General features: G+C 55.5%; 15 protein-coding genes. 3 read left to right on the top strand and 12 right to left on the bottom strand.

The features are described 5' to 3' along the window. The first annotated feature begins 112 nt into the window (after positions 1-112). Positions 113-358, top strand: a complete 246-nt coding sequence (locus tag NST69_RS29055) for a DUF2164 domain-containing protein (RefSeq protein ID WP_036690395.1) — start codon at positions 113-115, stop codon at positions 356-358. A gap of 42 nt (positions 359-400) precedes the next feature. Beyond that, a complete protein-coding gene (locus NST69_RS29060; protein ID WP_036726157.1) occupies positions 401-949 on the top strand; it encodes a GNAT family protein in 549 nt (182 codons plus the stop codon). A 387-nt stretch (positions 950-1,336) separates the two neighbouring features. Here the strand turns inward: NST69_RS29060 and NST69_RS29065 are convergent, their stop codons facing one another. The 5 genes from NST69_RS29065 to NST69_RS29085 form a co-directional block, all read right to left on the bottom strand. Further along, positions 1,337-1,999 (bottom strand): MOSC domain-containing protein, encoded by a 663-nt coding sequence (locus NST69_RS29065; protein WP_342547794.1) that lies wholly within the window; start codon positions 1,997-1,999, stop codon positions 1,337-1,339. After that, complete coding sequence (locus NST69_RS29070; RefSeq protein WP_036726156.1) at positions 1,989-2,513, bottom strand: GNAT family N-acetyltransferase; 525 nt, start codon at positions 2,511-2,513, stop codon at positions 1,989-1,991. Before NST69_RS29070 ends, NST69_RS29065 begins: the two co-directional genes overlap by 11 nt. A gap of 59 nt (positions 2,514-2,572) precedes the next feature. After that, entirely contained in the window at positions 2,573-3,784 is a 1,212-nt protein-coding gene (locus NST69_RS29075; RefSeq protein ID WP_342547795.1) for an MFS transporter, read from the bottom strand. Positions 3,785-4,325: 541 nt separating this feature from the next. Further along, a complete protein-coding gene (locus NST69_RS29080; protein ID WP_209868513.1) occupies positions 4,326-5,153 on the bottom strand; it encodes a formate/nitrite transporter family protein in 828 nt (275 codons plus the stop codon). Positions 5,154-5,391: 238 nt separating this feature from the next. Beyond that, positions 5,392-6,756, bottom strand: coding sequence for an FAD-dependent oxidoreductase (locus NST69_RS29085; protein WP_342547796.1), 1,365 nt, complete (start codon positions 6,754-6,756; stop codon positions 5,392-5,394). Between the two features lie 377 nt (positions 6,757-7,133). On the opposite strand from NST69_RS29085, the gene NST69_RS29090 reads away from it, so the two are divergent. Beyond that, a complete protein-coding gene (locus tag NST69_RS29090; protein WP_342547797.1) occupies positions 7,134-7,946 on the top strand; it encodes a hypothetical protein in 813 nt (270 codons plus the stop codon). A gap of 31 nt (positions 7,947-7,977) precedes the next feature. On the opposite strand, the gene NST69_RS29095 is transcribed toward NST69_RS29090, so the two are convergent. The 7 genes from NST69_RS29095 to NST69_RS29125 all read right to left on the bottom strand — a co-directional run bounded on the left by NST69_RS29095 (position 7,978) and on the right by NST69_RS29125 (position 16,317). Then, positions 7,978-9,612: a formate--tetrahydrofolate ligase gene (locus NST69_RS29095; RefSeq protein ID WP_340980602.1), complete on the bottom strand. Its 1,635-nt coding sequence runs from the start codon at positions 9,610-9,612 to the stop codon at positions 7,978-7,980. A gap of 243 nt (positions 9,613-9,855) precedes the next feature. Beyond that, positions 9,856-10,332: a glutathione peroxidase gene (locus NST69_RS29100; protein ID WP_340946473.1), complete on the bottom strand. Its 477-nt coding sequence runs from the start codon at positions 10,330-10,332 to the stop codon at positions 9,856-9,858. 110 nt (positions 10,333-10,442) lie between these two features. After that, entirely contained in the window at positions 10,443-11,465 is a 1,023-nt protein-coding gene (locus tag NST69_RS29105; RefSeq protein WP_342547798.1) for an LLM class flavin-dependent oxidoreductase, read from the bottom strand. 36 nt (positions 11,466-11,501) lie between these two features. Further along, a complete protein-coding gene (locus tag NST69_RS29110; protein ID WP_342547799.1) occupies positions 11,502-12,101 on the bottom strand; it encodes an isoprenylcysteine carboxylmethyltransferase family protein in 600 nt (199 codons plus the stop codon). A gap of 362 nt (positions 12,102-12,463) precedes the next feature. Next, positions 12,464-12,802 carry a DUF3243 domain-containing protein gene (locus tag NST69_RS29115; RefSeq protein ID WP_342547800.1) on the bottom strand — a complete coding sequence of 113 codons (339 nt, stop codon included), beginning with the start codon at positions 12,800-12,802 and terminating at the stop codon, positions 12,464-12,466. Between the two features lie 549 nt (positions 12,803-13,351). Beyond that, on the bottom strand, positions 13,352-14,185 hold the full coding sequence (locus NST69_RS29120) for a M15 family metallopeptidase (protein WP_342547801.1): 834 nt from the start codon (positions 14,183-14,185) through the stop codon (positions 13,352-13,354). A gap of 245 nt (positions 14,186-14,430) precedes the next feature. Then, complete coding sequence (locus tag NST69_RS29125; RefSeq protein ID WP_342547803.1) at positions 14,431-16,317, bottom strand: DEAD/DEAH box helicase; 1,887 nt, start codon at positions 16,315-16,317, stop codon at positions 14,431-14,433. Positions 16,318-16,588: the final 271 nt, after the last annotated feature.

Below are 16,588 nucleotides of genomic sequence, written 5' to 3' on the forward strand. Positions count from 1 at the left end.
ACATATAAATTTTTATATTTCAAAAGTTAAGCAGCTCCGCATCCTTTGACTTCTCTCCCGGCGATGGAGTAGCATGATAAATATAGGAATATTAAGCTAAAGGGGGATGCTTATGCAACCGGTAAAACTGCCTAAAGAGCAGCGGGAGATGATTACGGAGAACATCCGTGCTTACTTCGAGGCGGAGCGCGGGGAAACGATCGGCCACCTGGCCGCAGACAATCTGTTGGAGTTCTTCCTGAAGGAGCTGGGGCCGGCGATTTACAACGGGGCGCTTAGCGACTGCCGCACGCTTGCTCTTCAGCGCATGCAGGCCCTGGAGGAAGATATCTACGCCTTGGAGTGGCAGAAGCGTTAGTTCAGCGAGGCTTATAACTCACAACGCATAGGGGGCAGCCGCATGTTTAATTATGTCATAGATGAAGAGCTGAAGCTGAAGCTGCTCATGCCGGAGCATGCCCGTCAGATGTTCGCCCTGGTGGAACGCTCCCGCCACCGGCTCAGACAATGGCTGCCTTGGGTGGATGGCGTAGCCGAGCAGGCTCATCTTACCACGTTCATCAAGAACTCCGTGAAGCAGGGAATTGATAACGGCGGCTTCACTGCCGGACTGTGGGTCCGGGAGGAATTGGCCGGCATTATCGGCTATCACGAGATTGACTGGCATAACCGCTCGGTCGGCATCGGCTACTGGCTGGGCGAAGGCTATGAGGGACAAGGCTATATGACCAGTGCCTGCCGGGTCTTTGTCGATTACGCCCTGCTGGAGCTGGAGCTGAACCGCATCGAGGTCCGCTGCGCTACAGGCAACCTGGCCAGCAGAGCTATCCCCGAACGGCTGGGCTTTATTTTCGAAGGAGTCATCCGCCAGGCCGAGAAGCTGCCTAGTGGTTATGTGAACCATGCAGTGTACGGCCTGCTGCGCAGCGAATGGAAGCTGCTGGGCTGAGCGGGGAGGGCTGCCGGTCATAGAGCACGGGTGCGCGGAGCATACAGGGGAACGGGTCGGTCGGGTCGGCGGATTCGGGGGCATTTCTGCCCCTCATTTCCGCGACCAGCCCACTTTCGGCAGATTCAGGGGCACACCGGATATAGTTGGATTTTGTCCACTTGCTGATGAACAATTTGCCCGTGCGCGGACTGGAGTTGGATAAACAACACTTAATTTCTCACCTTTCGTCTAACAGGGCTGGAACTAACTATTTTAGTTGCTCTTTTTCCACTTGTTTTCGGTTATTTGCCAGAAGTAGGCGAGATAAGATACGTTTTTCCACTTGTTTACTTTGCAGGGCGGGTGGCCCAGCTCTCCTAGCTGCTTCACTCCACCCGCACCACCTTAGCTCTCCGCCGCATCCAGCCATCTCTGGAACCGCTCACGGATACCAGCCGCAAGGCTCTCCAGTCCGGCCAGCTCAGCCAGTCCGGCAGGGTCCTTACGCCCATGCTCCATCGAGTACAGTACCTGTCTCACCGGGAAGCTTCCCGCACCGCTCTCCAGCTTAACAATCCGGTCACCGGCTGCCACCCGGCCTTCACGCAGCACGCGGAAATAGAATCCGCTATACCCCGTGGACAGCACCTGGGCCGGCATATCCGCCGGTCCATGCTTCTGCGTGAGCTTGAAGCACGGGAAGCGCGGCTGGCTGACCTCCAGCAGTGCCGTACCGATCTCAAAAACATCCCCGATGCACACCTCGGTCTCCAGCAGTCCGCGCGCCGTGATGTTCTCGCCGAAGGCGGAAACCTCCAGCTTCCGGCCAAGCCACTCCTCCCAGTGGGCATAATGCTCCACCGGATAGACGCACACTGCCTTGTCAGGGCCTCCATGATTGACCAGATCTGCTTGCCCGTCTCCGGTGAACCCACCCACCCGAAGCGCAAGCGGCCCGGCTACCGGCAGCTTGTAGATTCCGGTGTCCAGCGGCTTACCGCGGTACTCCACCGTCTTCGGCTTGCCTACATTAAGCGAGACGACTTGCATCTTCACTTCACTCTCCATCCCCTTCTCCTCCCGTCAGCCTGCAGCTCATAAATACCTCATCCACATAACGTCCGCTTAAGTAGAATTCCTCCCGCAGCCGTCCCTCTTCCTCGAATCCGCATTTGCGGTAGAACTGAAGTGCCGGTGTATTGCAGGAGAGCACACGCAGCCGCAGCTTGCGGATGCCATGCCCCGCGGCATGGCGCTTGATCTCCGCGATCAATCGGCTGCCTACACCCAGCCGCTGAAAGCGCGGGTGCACAGCGATATTCACCTCGCATACATGGCGGTTGCTCTCCATCCCGCTGGGACAGCCGAAGCCAACGTAACCACATAGCTCCCCGTCCTGCAAGGCCACAAGCTGGGAGCCGGGCGGCGCATGCAGCAGATAGTCCTCCCGCGAGCGCCACATCAGCGGACCCGGGGTTGTATTCTCCGTCCAGATCATATTATCGAGCACGATCAGCTCACGGGCATCCCTGATTTCGGAAGGCCGGATAAGCAGTGCAGCATCACTGTTAATTGGTTGCATTATTATACCCCCCTTGCCTTACTAAGCAGATAGAAAAAGATTAGTTGCAGCATGAACGATTATGCAGTCCTGCGCTCAAGCCGTACAGCTGAACGGTTCATATAGGCGTGGAGCGCGAAGAATCCCACGGACAGTACGGCCATGCCACAAGCCAGCCAGCCGGTTGGCGCAAGACCGCCCCTGTCGAACTGAATACCCATCAGATAAGGCCCGATGACACGGCCGATTGCGCCAATTCCGCCGCTCAGCCCGAGATAGAACGGCGCGCTGCGCTGGGCATGCTCCGAGATGAAGGAAGGCATCGCCGGAGAGATCAGCATCTCCCCAAGGGTAGCCAGCACCATACCCAGCAGCATCCCCGGATAGCTTGGCATAAACAGAATTACAGCATACCCGCCCAGGTAAAAGACGGCGCTTGCTGTCATCTGCGCAGTTGACGTCTGCGCGAACCCGCGCTTGATCAGGCTGACCAGCGGCTGCGCCGCGAAGATCAGCACACCGTTCAGCGTCCAGAGGAAGCCGTACAGCTGCTTCGACCAGCCTTCCGAGATAATGAACGGCGAGACTCCGCTGTTCCAGATCGAATTGCCGATCAGCAGGAACATCGAGCCCACCGCCATGAACAGATAGATCCGTATATGGCCGAGGAGTCTCCAGCCCGACACTTCATTCTGCGGTTGCTTTTTCGATACTGTGCTGTGAGCCGGAGCCGTCCCTACCTTACGCAGATAGACGAAGAAGAATCCGGCAAATACGGCCGAGGTCACCCCGTTAAGCACAAAGCTCAGCATATAATTGCCCAGGAAGCCGCTCAGCGCGGTTCCCAGGGCTACCCCTATATTATTGGCAACATAGATGATATTGAACAGCTCTGCGCGCTGCTCCGCGAACCGGAAACCGATAAACGCCTGGATCGCCGGGAGGGAGAGGGAGTTGAACAATCCCATCATACCCATAACGATTATGAATACGCTCCAGCTTCCGCTCGCCCACGGGAGGGCAAACAGCGTCAAGGCATTCATCGCCAAAGCGCCGACAATCAGGCGGTTCACTCCTACCTTATGATACAACGAACCGCCCAGCAGCTGACCGGCAATCCCGCCAAGTGACTGCACCAGCAGCACGATTCCCGCGTCTTTCATACTGCGTCCCAGTTCATCGAATACATACATTGTAACCAGCGGCCACATCAGTGCACTGCCGGTAGCATTAATCAGACTGGCAATCAAGAATACTTTAATTTCCTTCGGATAGGCCTGCATGAATCTCATATCTTGTCTGTCATCCCCTGTAACATAGCTGTCATTAATCCATCCAGTATCATCCCAAAACAGGGGGCGGGGCAAGCATGTGCGTTAATGCTGTATCGCGGGAAACCGGGATATAATTTGTGATATTTATATTCTATAACCCGCTCTTTCACACGTAAACAAAAATACCTTGCCGGCACTGATTCGTTCCCCGGAAGCCGGGGTAATGATCCATATGAAACACTCCCTATTTTATTCACCGTGAGATCCGATTTCGTTCCCCCGAATCGGATTGCACGGTGAATTTTGTTTTGTCCGGAGGATGATCCTGCTGTACCTATACCAAACAAGTAGAAACGGCTTTGCCGTCCTTTTACAGGACGGTACCGTTTCAGCGAGAAAGATAAGGATAATTATAACGCGAAGCATATAAATTCTTATCTTTATACAAAAACACCCCCTGTCTCTACGAATCCCTTGAAGCAGGGTGCCGAGAAGCAGGAAGTGCTAGGCCAAGCTATGTTACAGTCCGGCGATGTGATTCACACCGGGCCCATAAGGATTAAGCGTGTTTCTTCAATCCCGCAGCAGGGACGCCCGCGGAAGGGCTCACAGCACCCGGCTCCTTGCGCAAATAAGCCATCCAGTACGCAGCAGCCACGAAGATCGCGCCGCCCGTCAGATTGCCCAGCCAGACCGGAACGAAGTTGCCGAAGTACTGGGCCCAGGTGAAATGCCCTTCGAAGATCGCAGCAGGGATAAGGAACATGTTAGCTACAACGTGCTGGAAGCCGATGGCCACGAACGCCATGGTCGGAAACCAGATACCGAGGATTTTGCCGCTGAAATTATCTGCCCCGTACGACAGCCATACCGCCAGCGCTACCAGCCAGTTACAGCCGATCCCGGAGATAAAAGCCTGCAGGAACGTAGCATCGATCTTATGCTCCGCCATACTTACCAGCTTCTCCAGATACACGCCATCTGATGTAAGGCCAACGATGTGACCGAAGAAATAAGCGACGAACAAGGCGCCTGCCAGGTTGCTGAGCGTGATCAGCACCAGGTTCTTCATGACTTCCCAGAACGAAATCTTCTTCGCCATAAAAGCCAGCGGCACCGCCATCATATTGCCCGTAAGCAGTTCGCCTCCGGCAAGCAGCACCAGCACCAGTCCAACCGGGAACACCGCAGCCCCGATGAAGTTAGCAATGGACCCCCACTCAGCGGGTGCACCGGCAATGACACGAATATCCAGCAAAAATCCGAGCGCGATAAACGCTCCTCCCAGGAAACCGAGAATGAGTACAGTGCTGAGCGGATTATGCGCCTTCTTAATTCCGTTCTCTACCGTCACTTCAGCGATTCCCTGCGGTTTGTTATAAGCCATGATTCCTATCCCCTTCTAATTACTTAAAATTTGTTCCTTTATGCCATTGTAACGTGATCCCAATCACATTTACGTGATAAAAGTCACTATCATAAAAACCACGTGAAAGTTTTCACTGACATGTCAAATTTACCATAAAAGCGGGCTGTACAGAAAATTTTTTTCATTCCCGGCTGCCATTGCATCGAGAGTTCACAAAAAAAGAGCCCTAAGCGGGCTCCGGCAAAATATTCAGCTCTTATACGTGTACAGGTTCTTTAACGGCAGCCAGCTTCGGCAGAGCCTGAAGGCCTGCGGTGTTCAGGAAATTCCATGGCTTGTTGTAATGCGGCTGGAAGAAGAAGTCGATGAAGGCCAGCTGGTCCACGGTCATCTTATTCTGGATGCAGACCGATACGGTATTGATCGACTGCGTGAGATCCATCTTGGACATAATCTGCGCGCCCAGAATGCGGCGGGTGGCACGGTCAAAGACCACTTTTACCTGAACCTGCTCGAAGGTCGGCATGAACTCCGGACGGTAGTTGTCGATCAGCATCACGCTCTCCGTATCCATTCCCTCGGCTGCAGCAGCCTCTTCAGTCAGTCCGGTTCCGGCAATATTGTCCTCATAGATCTTGATGCCCGATGTGCCTTGCGTACCCATGTAAGGGATCGTGTTCGAGACCAGATTGCGGGCAACCAGCGTTCCCATACGCACTGCGTTGGTGGCCAGCGGGATATACGCGTGTTTACCAGTCGGATTGTAATGAATCGCGCAGCTGTCACCGGCAGCATAGACATCCGGCAGGCTGGTCTGCATATAATCGTTAACCATAATCGCGCCGTTCGGCAGCATATCCACTTGGCCCTTCAGCAGCTCGGTATTCGGACGGAAGCCGATGCAGAGAATAACCAGATCCGTCTCATGTTTACCCTTGCTCGTAATCACCTTGGTCACTCTGCCGTTCTCACCTGCGAAGGAGGCGACCTTCTCGCCCAGCGCCAGCTTAATGCCGTGATCCTCAAGCGACTGCTGGATCGGTGCGGTGAACTCTTCATCGAGATATTTGCTCAGGATGCGGTCTTCCCCATCAATCAGCGTAACTTCCTTGCCATTCATCTGAAAAGCCTCTACCAGCTCGACCCCGATATAACCGGCGCCGACCACAGTAATTCTGTTCACCTTCTGTGCTTCTTCGATAATGGTGTTGGAATGATTGTAGTTCTTCGAGAGCAGGATGCCCTCCATCTCTATTCCTTCAAGCTTAGGCACAATCGGCCATGAGCCTGTTGTCATAATGAGTTTGTCATAAGTATCTTCCATTTCCTCACCGGTCACGAGGTTGCGGGCTTTTAGGGTTTTGCGGGCGGTGTCCACGTTGATTACCTCATGACGCATCTTCGTCTGCACACCCAGGGCGGCAAGTTGTTCCGGGGAGGAATAGAATAGTCCCTGCGGGTCCTTGACCACACCGCCAACGTATAAGGCAATGCCGCAAGACAGGAATGAGATATTATCGTTGCGCTCATACACCGTAATCTGGGCATCCGGGTATAACTGTGCGGTATTTACAATGGCGGCCGTTCCGGCGTGGGTACATCCAATAACTGCTACTTTCATAATTTCTTCCTCCTCCAAGTTGAAAAGCTTATTTAGTAGGGCTTGTGATTGCGTCTGTAAAAAAGTGCTGTACTGACTGCGTTTATACAACTTTACATTTGTGATTGTTTTCACTTTATACACTGATTATATTGTGATATTTATCACATTGCAAGAGTTATTGTGATTTTTCTCACATTGTTCACAATTTCAAATTTTAATAACTTTGGAGTTTCACCGCATCATCCACTCCATTTGTACCGCCGCTGCACTCTTCAACCTTGGCTTAGTTTCCCCCGGAGGAGGGGCATTATGTCTGCCAGGAGCAGGAAACAGCAGGAGTGAATCTGGCCTACGCGGCGCGCCCGGTCCAATTGTGAGCGGTTTTTCGATTATATTTGGCTTACGCTACCCGACCCACTCCAATTGTGATCGGTTTTTCGATTACATTTGGCTTACGCGGCGCTCCCAGTCCAATTGTGATCGGTTTTTCAATTACATTCGGCCTACGCGGCGCGCCCGGTCCCATTGTGATCGGTTTTTCGATTTCATTCGGCTTACGCGGCGCTCCCGGTTCAATTGTGATCGGTTTTTCGATTACATTTGGCCTACGCGGCGCGCCCGGTCCCATTGTGATCGGTTTTTCGATTACATTCGGCCTACGCGGCGCGCCCGGTCCCATTGTGATCGGTTTTTCGATTACATTCGGCTTACGCGGCGCGCCCGGTCCAATTGTGATCGGTTTTTCGATTACATTTGGCTTACGCGGCGCTCCCGGTCCCATTGTGATCGGTTTTTCGATTTCATTCGGCTTACCCGGCGCATCCTGTTCAATTGTGATCGGTTTTTCGATTACATTCGGCTTACCCGGCGCATCCTGTTCAATTGTGATCGGTTTTTCGATTACATTTGGCCTACGCGGCGCTCCCGGTCCCATTGTGATCGGTTTTTTGATTGCATTTGGCCTACGCGGCGCGCCCGGTCCCATTGTGATCGGTTTTTTGATTACATTTGGCTTACCCGGCGTTCCAGGTCCCATTGTGATCGGTTTTTCGATTACATTTGGCCTACGCGGCGCGCCCAGTCCCATTGTGTTCGTTCTGTTTTTAGGCGCGCTGCTCATTTTCATGCTGGGGTTGTGCCTTGAAAGACATGTTTGTTTTGGCATACAAAATAGCCTCACCCTCCGCAGCATATCTGCGGTAAAGTGAGGCCAAACTACAACTATTAGCTGCTGATGTCTTATTCCAGACCGGAAATTACGCCATCCTCATCGACCAGTATGCTTTCTGCTGCGGGCTTGGCGGGGAGACCCGGCATCGTGACCATGTTGCCGGTGATCACAACAGCGAATCCCGCCCCGAGGGACAGGGTGATGTCCCGGACGCCCATGGTGAAGCCTTCCGGGGCTCCGAGCAGCCGGGGCTGATCCGAGAAGGAATACGGGGTTTTGGCCATGCAGACCTGAAGATGATGCAGGCCCAGCCGGTCAATGACAGCGAGACTGCGCTTGGCTGCCGGAGAGAAGGCTACTCCCGCACCACGGTAGATCTCCGTGACGATGCGGTTGATTTTGGACGGGATATCCAGATGGTCTTCATACAGCGGCGCATAATTCACAGGCTCTTCCCGGTCCAGCAGCTTCATCAGCTCCTTCGCCAGCTCCTGTCCGCCCGCGCTTCCCTCAGCCCATACCTTGGACACCGCAGCAGGTACCCCCAGCCGCCCGCAGGCTTCCAGCACCTCATTCACTTCAGCAGGGGCATCCCCTTCAAAATGATTCAGCGCCACCAACACAGGCACACCGAACTTGCGCAGATTCTCAATATGCCGCTCCATATTGGACAATCCGGAGAGCAGCGCTGGCCGATTGCCCTCATACAGCTCTTCCTTGCGGACGCCGCCGTTGTATTTCAGCGACTTCACCGTAACCACCAGAACAGCAGCCGAAGGTGCCAGCCCGGCCTGACGGCATTTGATGTCCATGAATTTCTCCGCGCCCAGATCTGCGCCGAAGCCTGCCTCCGTCACTACCACATCGCCCAGCTTCAGTGCGTAGCGGGTTCCGATTACACTGCTGCAGCCGTGGGCAATATTGGCGAACGGGCCGCCATGTACAATGACCGGGGTTCCTTCCAGCGTCTGCACCAGATTCGGCTTCACCGCCTCCTTCAGCAGCGCAGTCATCGCCTCTACGGCTCCTATGGCCTGTGCCGTTACCGGCTGACCCGCATGGTCATACCCGATCAGAATGCGGCTGAGCCGCTGCTTCAGATCCGCAAGATCGCTGCACAGGCAGAGCACGGCCATAATCTCGGAGGCTGTTGTAATCTGGAAGCCGCTCTCCCGCACAGTTCCGTTGCCGTCGCCAATGCCGGTCACGATATTCCGCAGGCTGCGGTCATTCATATCCATAACTCTTTTCCAGACGATTCGCTGCGGATCAAGCCCCAGGCTGTTGCCCTGGAACATATGATTGTCGATCATCGCCGAGAGCAGGTTATGTGCTGACGTCACCGCATGGATATCCCCCGTGAAATGCAGGTTAATCTCATCTGCCGGAACAATCTGCGCCTTGCCGCCTCCGGTTGCTCCGCCCTTCATCCCCAGACAGGGACCAAGCGAGGGTTCACGCAGCGCTGCTACCGTGCGTACACCCGCTGCATTCATCGCCTGGGCGAGCCCAATCGTCGTCAGCGTCTTGCCTTCACCTGCCGGTGTAGGATTCATTGCGGTAACCAGAACCAGCTTGCCGTCCGGTTTGTGCTTCAGCTCTGCCCAGAGCGAGGGCGCCAGCTTGCTTTTATATTTGCCGTACAGTTCCAGATGCTCCTCCTTGATCCCCGCTGCCGATGCTACCTCTGTAATTAACCTCATGCCGTTATGTAACCCTCCTGCCGTTATTATCCTGCATCCTTGCTTCCTGTATGCGATTCATGTAGTCAGGCGAAGCATTTCTCTTCAAAGAATACAGGGTCTCTGAAAAGATTCAAGGATAATTTTCATAAAGGGTGAAACTTAATTGTATAGAAAACTCCCGGACCGGGCGCATCTGCACCACTATCCGGGAGAACACGTATAGCCTGGCTCCAGCCTTCAGAGCGGATGATTTCAGCCTCATTACAGCAGAGATTCGATAAGCCCCTTCATGCTCTCCGGTGATTCCTTCGGCTCGACACGGGCCACTACATTGCCGCTGCGGTCAACCAGGAACTTCGTGAAGTTCCACTGGATATCACTGCTCTCGCCGTCCCCCGGCTGCTGACCCTTCAAATATTGAAACAGCAGGCTCGCCTCCGGACCATTCACATCGACCTTGGCGAACACCGGGAACGTAACCCCATAGTTAATCTGGCAAAAGGACTCCGCTTCCTCGCTTGTGCCCGGCTCCTGACCGGCGAACTGGTTACACGGAAAGCCCAGCACCACCAGCCCCTGGTCCCCGTACTGCTCGTACAGCTTCTGCAAATCTCCGTATTGCGGGGTCAGTCCGCACTTGCTGGCGGTATTGGCGATCAGCAGCACCTTGCCCTCATAGTCCTTAAACGGCACTTCTGTACCCGAAGGTGTCACTCCTGCAAAACTATAAATCGACATCTCTGCTTCGCTTCCTTTCGGCTGTATGCCCAGTTCTTAAGTGCGCTTTATATAAGTAACCTCTTCATTTTACCCTATTCGCAGCCAAAACCAAATTCCGGCGGCAAAGGCTACGCCCTGCGCTGCAGCCCGCAGGCTTCGGCGATGAGCCGGATGGACTGCAGCTTGTCCCTGAACTCATGGATATGCGAAGAAATCATCAGCTCCCCGCAGCGGTATTCCTCCGCCAGCAGCTGAAGCTGCTCCCTGACTTCAGCAGCCGAGCCTATGACCATCCGCTTCCGGTTATCCTTAATGGTAAAACGGTCGTAAGGGGTATATGTATAGTTCAGTGCAGTCTCTACGGACGGGGTCGGGGAAGAGAGGTGTTCCCTCTCCAGGCTAACCAGTGAGAGATCCATACTGGCAGCCAGCCGGTCTGCTTCGGCCGATGTCTCTGCACAGACGGCGAACACCGCAAGCAGCGGCTTCGGCGATGCAGCGGCCACGGATGGCGCGAAGCTGTCCTGGTACTCATGCACCGCTCCCGCTCCCCCATTCCCGGCAATGAACCGGGCGAAGGCATAACCGGTTCCCAGCCGGGCCGAGAGCGCCGCACTCTCCCGGCTGGAGCCCAGCAGCCAGATTTCCGGTGCTGAGTCTACTGCAGGCGTTGCCCGCAATCCGGCATAGCGCTGGGGGGATGCTCCGCCCTCAAATTCATAGAGATAAGCAATCAGCTCCTGAATCTGCTGCTCGTACCGGTCAACGTCGTCAATAGTCACACGGGTATCCTGTAGTGCTTTGGCGGCCAGGGCACCGCCGCCTGCCGCTCTCCCTATCCCGAGATCGATCCGCCCGGGATAGAGCGCCTCCAGGACGCGGAAATTCTCCGCGACCTTGAACGCACTGTAATGCGGGAGCAGCACCGCTCCCGAGCCGATGCGGATCGCTGAGGTCACCGCAGCGAGATGCGCCATTAGCACTTCAGGGCTGGAGCCGGCAAGGCCTGGCGCAGCATGATGCTCCGCAACCCAGAAGCGGTGATAGCCGAGCCGTTCCGCTTCACGGGCCAGCAGGGCCGTCTGCCGGAGCGCCTCTGCCGGAGTGCTTCCCTCCGATACCGGAGATTGATCGAGAATGCTTAATTTCATATGAGAGCAACTCCAATGGGTTGGATTGTAGAGTCTTCAGAGATATCTTGGCGTCCTGCTGCTGTACGATCTGTATTCTTCGCCAAAGACAAGACGCAGATGCTTCTCCTCCTGCAGAATCAGCAGATGAATAGCAGCAACATTCAACACTAGAATAACCAGCGTCAGCCAGCTCGGATACATAAGATAAAGACCTGCGAACATCAGATCGAAGCCGACAAAAGCAGCGTTCCGGCTAACCTTATACACCCCGCGGGTAACCAGCCTGGTTGTTGTGGACTTATCAATTCCTACTCTCCAGGAAGTGCTCATCGCTGCCATGGCAAGAATGAATACCGCACACCCTATACTAACTATACCCACACCGATATAATTCACAACCGGAAGATTATAATGCCGCCCAAGCAAGTTCACAAGATACTGCTCAGCTATGGACATCAGGAACCATGTAGCGCCCCACAGAAGCGTAGCGATTTTGACAAACCATTCGGTTGATTTAATGGTCGTAATCTTCTTACCTTTGCCCAGTACATTGGCCTGGATGTTGTTCTTTCTGTTGAGAATTACAAGCTTTAACACATAAGAGGCAAGGAACGTAAAGAATAAGATCAGGGATAGGAGATTGAGGGTGGTCATTGGACATAGCTCCTTTGTTGGATGGATGGTTTGGATGGTTGATAGTTGGATAGTTGATTAACATATAACATATGAACAAATGCTCATATAATAAAATAATTATATCTCCCATCCGCTGCTGGGTCAATTGTTTCCTGCACAGCAAAAAGGCAGCACCGCAAGTATCACGGAACCACCTGATTTACTTTACTTTTATAGGATGGGATGGAGCAACGTTGTTACTGTTTCAGGGAGCCATGCTGCTTGGGTTGCTTGGGTTGCCAGTGCTGCTTGTACATGCTTTTTGCAGGAGAATATAGACACTCTATGCCATCAGCGTTGGTTACTACAAAAACGTTTGCTACTTTCCGGTACCGCTACTTTTAGTGCTGCACCATCTTCACCAGCATATGCGCCAGCCGGTGGCGCTCCTCCTTGTTCCCGGCCTTCCACAATTCCAGCAGCAGCTTCTCTTCGCTATTGCGGGGCTCCTCATACGCTGCCAGATAATCGGCGATTTTCTCGGCGGCCAGCGCCAGCTGTTCGTCGCTGAGGCCGATTTTTTGCGCCAGTTGAATGCGCTTTCCTAAATACGCCTTGAACTGCTCGAAGTTGTCCAGAATCATCTCTTTCTGCCCGGGATCAATCCGGTCCAGCGCCTCCGTTACGCGGTTCATGGTCACACTGCCGTCCTTACTCACCACATGATTATGTTCAGACATCCAGAACGCCTCCCATTTCATAGTGTGCGGTTTCCCACTACTTAACCAGCGTTTCCGGGGGTGAACCATGCTGCTGCACGAGCCATTATCCGCCTCAGAAGCAAGCAAGTGGATTAACGTATCTTATTTTCCCGGTTTCAGACGATTGGCCGGAAACAAGTGGATTAACAGCATCTAATTTGGAGCGTTTGGCTACTTTTGCTGGATAGTGATTAATTAAGTGCTCATGATCCAACTGCTGCCCGAGGAGCGCTCAATCGCGCCGTAGCAGGTGGAAGAAATCCACTTAATTCTCCTGACACACGTATGATCAGAGCATCTATTACCCGACATTAGCGTGCCTTGTAGCATCAAAAGCATACATTACTCACCCTAGCCTGCTTCTTTGTAGCTTCAGAGATGCAACCTCTTACTATAGCGCCCCGTTAATGTCCGTACACGCTTCATTGTGGCGATACAGCCAACTGGCGAACAAACCACCTCCCTCCCGCCCGCCCAGACACACAAACGGCCCCGCAAATCGCGGGACCGCCTGATCATAGTGTAGGGTTAATTCGACACCGGGACGGCGTCATAATATTCTTCGAGTGTGATCCCTCTTTCGGCTATGGAAGCCGCAATCTCCTTGCCTACATACCGGACATGCCAAGGCTCATACTTGTACCCGGTAATCGCCTCCTTGCCTTCAAGGAACCGGATAATATAGCCGTATTCAGCGGCATGGGCGGCAAGCCACTCCGCTTCCTTCGTTCCTGCAAAGCAGCTCTCCGCCGCACACTTGCCGTCTCTGCCGGACAGGTCAATGGCCAGCCCCGTCTGATGCTCGCTGTGTCCCGGCATGGCGCTGTAAGTCCGGGCCTTCTCTTCGCCGTCTCTGGCGACATAGTTATCGAACAGCCGTCTCTGGGTCGATTCCGAACGGTAGCCGGATACACCGGCCAGATAGACCCCGTCCGCCTTCGCCCCCGCGAACATCTCCTCCAGCGCCGCAGCCGCTTCACGCCGCAGCATCCGCTTCTCAATCTTCTCCGAGAAGATAAAAGGTACGTCCGGGTAGACCAGATCGGCAGGCTTATACTGATCAGGCAGGCTGTACTGCTTATTAACCATAACCGTGATGCTCTCCGGCTCGGCTACCACCATCTGCGCAGCATTGTTCCCGGATGTGCCATTGCCTGAACCGCCAGGAGCTGGCTGATCCGTAGACCCCGGCACTGCCGAAGCATCAGGCGCTGCCTCCGGCCCCTCGGCTCCCAGGTCTGTGCCTGTGCTTATATTGGTTCCGTTCTCCGGGGAAGCGGACGGGGCAGTATATTTCCCGATTCCCCAGCCGACCGCAATGACGGCGATAAGTAGAATGATAATTTTAGCGGTTTTGGACATGCTGTGAATCCTCCTAAACGTTGTGTACCCCTGCACTGCTGTATTCGGCAGAACTCCGCCTGATCCAAAGTGCAGGTTACATTCTTTATCTCTCTATTTATACTTGTACCCGAATGTTACGGCAGTATCTATTAGACAGGCCTGATAGCCAAAAGGTTTCAGTAAATAAATATTACCATAGAGTCATTGGCTGTTACGCCAACGGCCCTATGGTAACAAGGATTAGCTATGCATGTAAAGCGCCTTTATCTGGAGGAGCCGCGTCCGCCGCGTGCACCGCCGCCAGAGCCACCGCTGCGCCCGCCGCGCGATGAACTCCCGCCGCTGCTGCGTCCGCCCGAGCTGAAGCCGCCCTTACCGCCCTTGGAGCTGCCGCGTGAGCCGCCTTTGGGAGCGGAGGCGTTATAGCCGCCCGCATCGTTGCTGCGCGCTACATGCGCCCGGAATTTCGGGCTCGACTTCGCGCCGCCGGGATTATACCCGGCACCCGAGCCGGCACCCTTCGAAGCGCCGTAGCTGAAGCCGCCGGCATCTGCACCCCGGGATACGTTAGTGCTGTAGCCGCTGCTCGGCCCGCCCTGGGAGGCGTTGCCTCTGGAGGCCCCGCCCCGCGCAGCGCCACCCTTGCCGCCGCGCCCGGCTGCGGCACCCGCACCTGCACCCGCAGCATAGCCGCTGGCTGGTGCGCTGTCGACGCCGCTGGCGAAGGCGCCGTAGCCGCCGCCAGGTCTCGGCTTCTTCGCCGCGCCTTGCCCGGCGGAGTCGCCCTTCGGCGCCGCAGCTGCGCTGTACGCGCTGCGCTTGCCGCCTCCGGCCGCGTCCTTCCGGCTGCGGCCGCCGCCTTCCGCAGGCGCGCCCCAGCCGCCTGCGTCTTTGCCGCCGCGTCCGCGCCCGCCCGGACGCCCTGCGGCTTCGCCGCGCGGCGCACCGCCGCTGCGGCCCTGCCCGCGGCCGCCACGGCCGGCGCGCGCCGCTTCAGGCGCCGCGCTCTGCCGCCCGCGCGGCGAGCCGCCGCCTTGCACCGAGGTGAATTCGCCTACGCCGAATTCATCCTTCTCGTACCGGCGGCGGTCCAGCCGCTGGGAGATGCCGTGCTCGATCAGTTCGAGCCCGGCGCGCTCACGCGGCGAAGCGAACGTGATCGCGAGGCCCTTGCCTCCGGCGCGGCCGGTGCGGCCGATCCGGTGAATATAGCTGTCCGCATCCAGCGGAAGATCATAGTTGAAGATATGGGTGACCCCTTCAACATCCAGACCCCGTGCCGCCACATCCGTAGCCACCAGTAACTGGAGCTTGGCGTCACGGAACCGCTTCATGACGGCTTCGCGCTTGCCCTGCGACAGATCGCCGTGCAGCTCGTCACAGTCATACCCGGCCGCCTGCAGCGCCTCGTTCAGCTTGATGGCCCGGCGCTTCGTCCGGCAGAAGATGATCGCCAGGTAAGGACGGTCGCGCTCGATCAGGGAGATCAGCGCCTCCTCCTTGTTGCGGTCCGAGCATTCCACCACCTGCTGGCGGATATTGTCCAGAGGGATCGGCGAACCGCTCTTGATAATGACATCCAGCGGCTCCTTCATATAGTTCGCTGCCAGCCGTTTGATCGGGTCCGGCATCGTCGCGGAGAACAGCATCGTCTGGCGGCGGTATGGCACAGCCGTAATGATCGTCTCCACATCCTCCAGGAAGCCCATATGCAGCATCTGGTCCGCTTCATCCAGCACCAGCATCTTCACGCCGCTAAGGTCCAGGGTCTCCCGGCGGAGGTGATCCAGCAGCCGTCCCGGTGTACCGATGATCAGATGTCTGCCGCCTTCCAGCTTGCGCAGCTGCTTCTCCACATCCTGACCGCCGTAGACCGCCAGAATCTTCACACCCGTATGACGGGCCAGCTTGCGTGCCTCTTCGGTAATCTGCAGCGCCAGCTCACGCGTCGGTGCCAGAATCAGCGCCTGCGGATAAGCGGCCTCCACCCGGATCTTGTCCATAATCGGGAGCAGAAAAGCCAGCGTCTTTCCCGTTCCCGTCTTCGCACGTGCGATCACATCCAGACCCTGCACCAGCGGCGGAATCGCCTCTTCCTGCACCGGCGTCGGCTTCACGATGCCCTGCCCCTTGAGCAGATCAATCAGCACTTCAGATACTCCTAAATCTTTAAAACCCGGCAATTGCTCCACCTCACTAATTTTCTAAATTTTCAGTTCAGCATGTCAGTCCATAACTTATATTCATCCATGTAACGGAGTAATGTACGCAAGGTAAGCAGAGGGGATATCACCCTCAGGCCCTGTATAAGGACGGTACCGTTTCACATTCTTATCGTATCAAATAAAAGCGGAAGCACCCCGTCACCGGAGCCCTTCCGTCCCATGGGCCCGCAAGGCAGCGGTCGAACGTTCGGTTATA

This window comes from Paenibacillus sp. FSL P2-0089, assembly GCF_038595095.1.
GTDB classification, from domain to species: domain Bacteria; phylum Bacillota; class Bacilli; order Paenibacillales; family Paenibacillaceae; genus Paenibacillus_AQ; species Paenibacillus_AQ silagei.

Coding starts and splice junctions, on each gene's coding strand:
- NST69_RS29085 (WP_342547796.1), bottom strand. CDS start 6,756: ATGAAAGTAGCAGTTATTGGATGTACCCACGCCGGAACGGCCGCCATT.
- NST69_RS29100 (WP_340946473.1), bottom strand. CDS start 10,332: ATGTCGATTTATAGTTTTGCAGGAGTGACACCTTCGGGTACAGAAGTG.
- NST69_RS29070 (WP_036726156.1), bottom strand. CDS start 2,513: ATGCAACCAATTAACAGTGATGCTGCACTGCTTATCCGGCCTTCCGAA.
- NST69_RS29055 (WP_036690395.1), top strand. CDS start 113: ATGCAACCGGTAAAACTGCCTAAAGAGCAGCGGGAGATGATTACGGAG.
- NST69_RS29120 (WP_342547801.1), bottom strand. CDS start 14,185: ATGTCCAAAACCGCTAAAATTATCATTCTACTTATCGCCGTCATTGCG.
- NST69_RS29105 (WP_342547798.1), bottom strand. CDS start 11,465: ATGAAATTAAGCATTCTCGATCAATCTCCGGTATCGGAGGGAAGCACT.
- NST69_RS29110 (WP_342547799.1), bottom strand. CDS start 12,101: ATGACCACCCTCAATCTCCTATCCCTGATCTTATTCTTTACGTTCCTT.
- NST69_RS29075 (WP_342547795.1), bottom strand. CDS start 3,784: ATGAGATTCATGCAGGCCTATCCGAAGGAAATTAAAGTATTCTTGATT.
- NST69_RS29095 (WP_340980602.1), bottom strand. CDS start 9,612: ATGAGGTTAATTACAGAGGTAGCATCGGCAGCGGGGATCAAGGAGGAG.
- NST69_RS29080 (WP_209868513.1), bottom strand. CDS start 5,153: ATGGCTTATAACAAACCGCAGGGAATCGCTGAAGTGACGGTAGAGAAC.
- NST69_RS29060 (WP_036726157.1), top strand. CDS start 401: ATGTTTAATTATGTCATAGATGAAGAGCTGAAGCTGAAGCTGCTCATG.
- NST69_RS29115 (WP_342547800.1), bottom strand. CDS start 12,802: ATGTCTGAACATAATCATGTGGTGAGTAAGGACGGCAGTGTGACCATG.
- NST69_RS29065 (WP_342547794.1), bottom strand. CDS start 1,999: ATGGAGAGTGAAGTGAAGATGCAAGTCGTCTCGCTTAATGTAGGCAAG.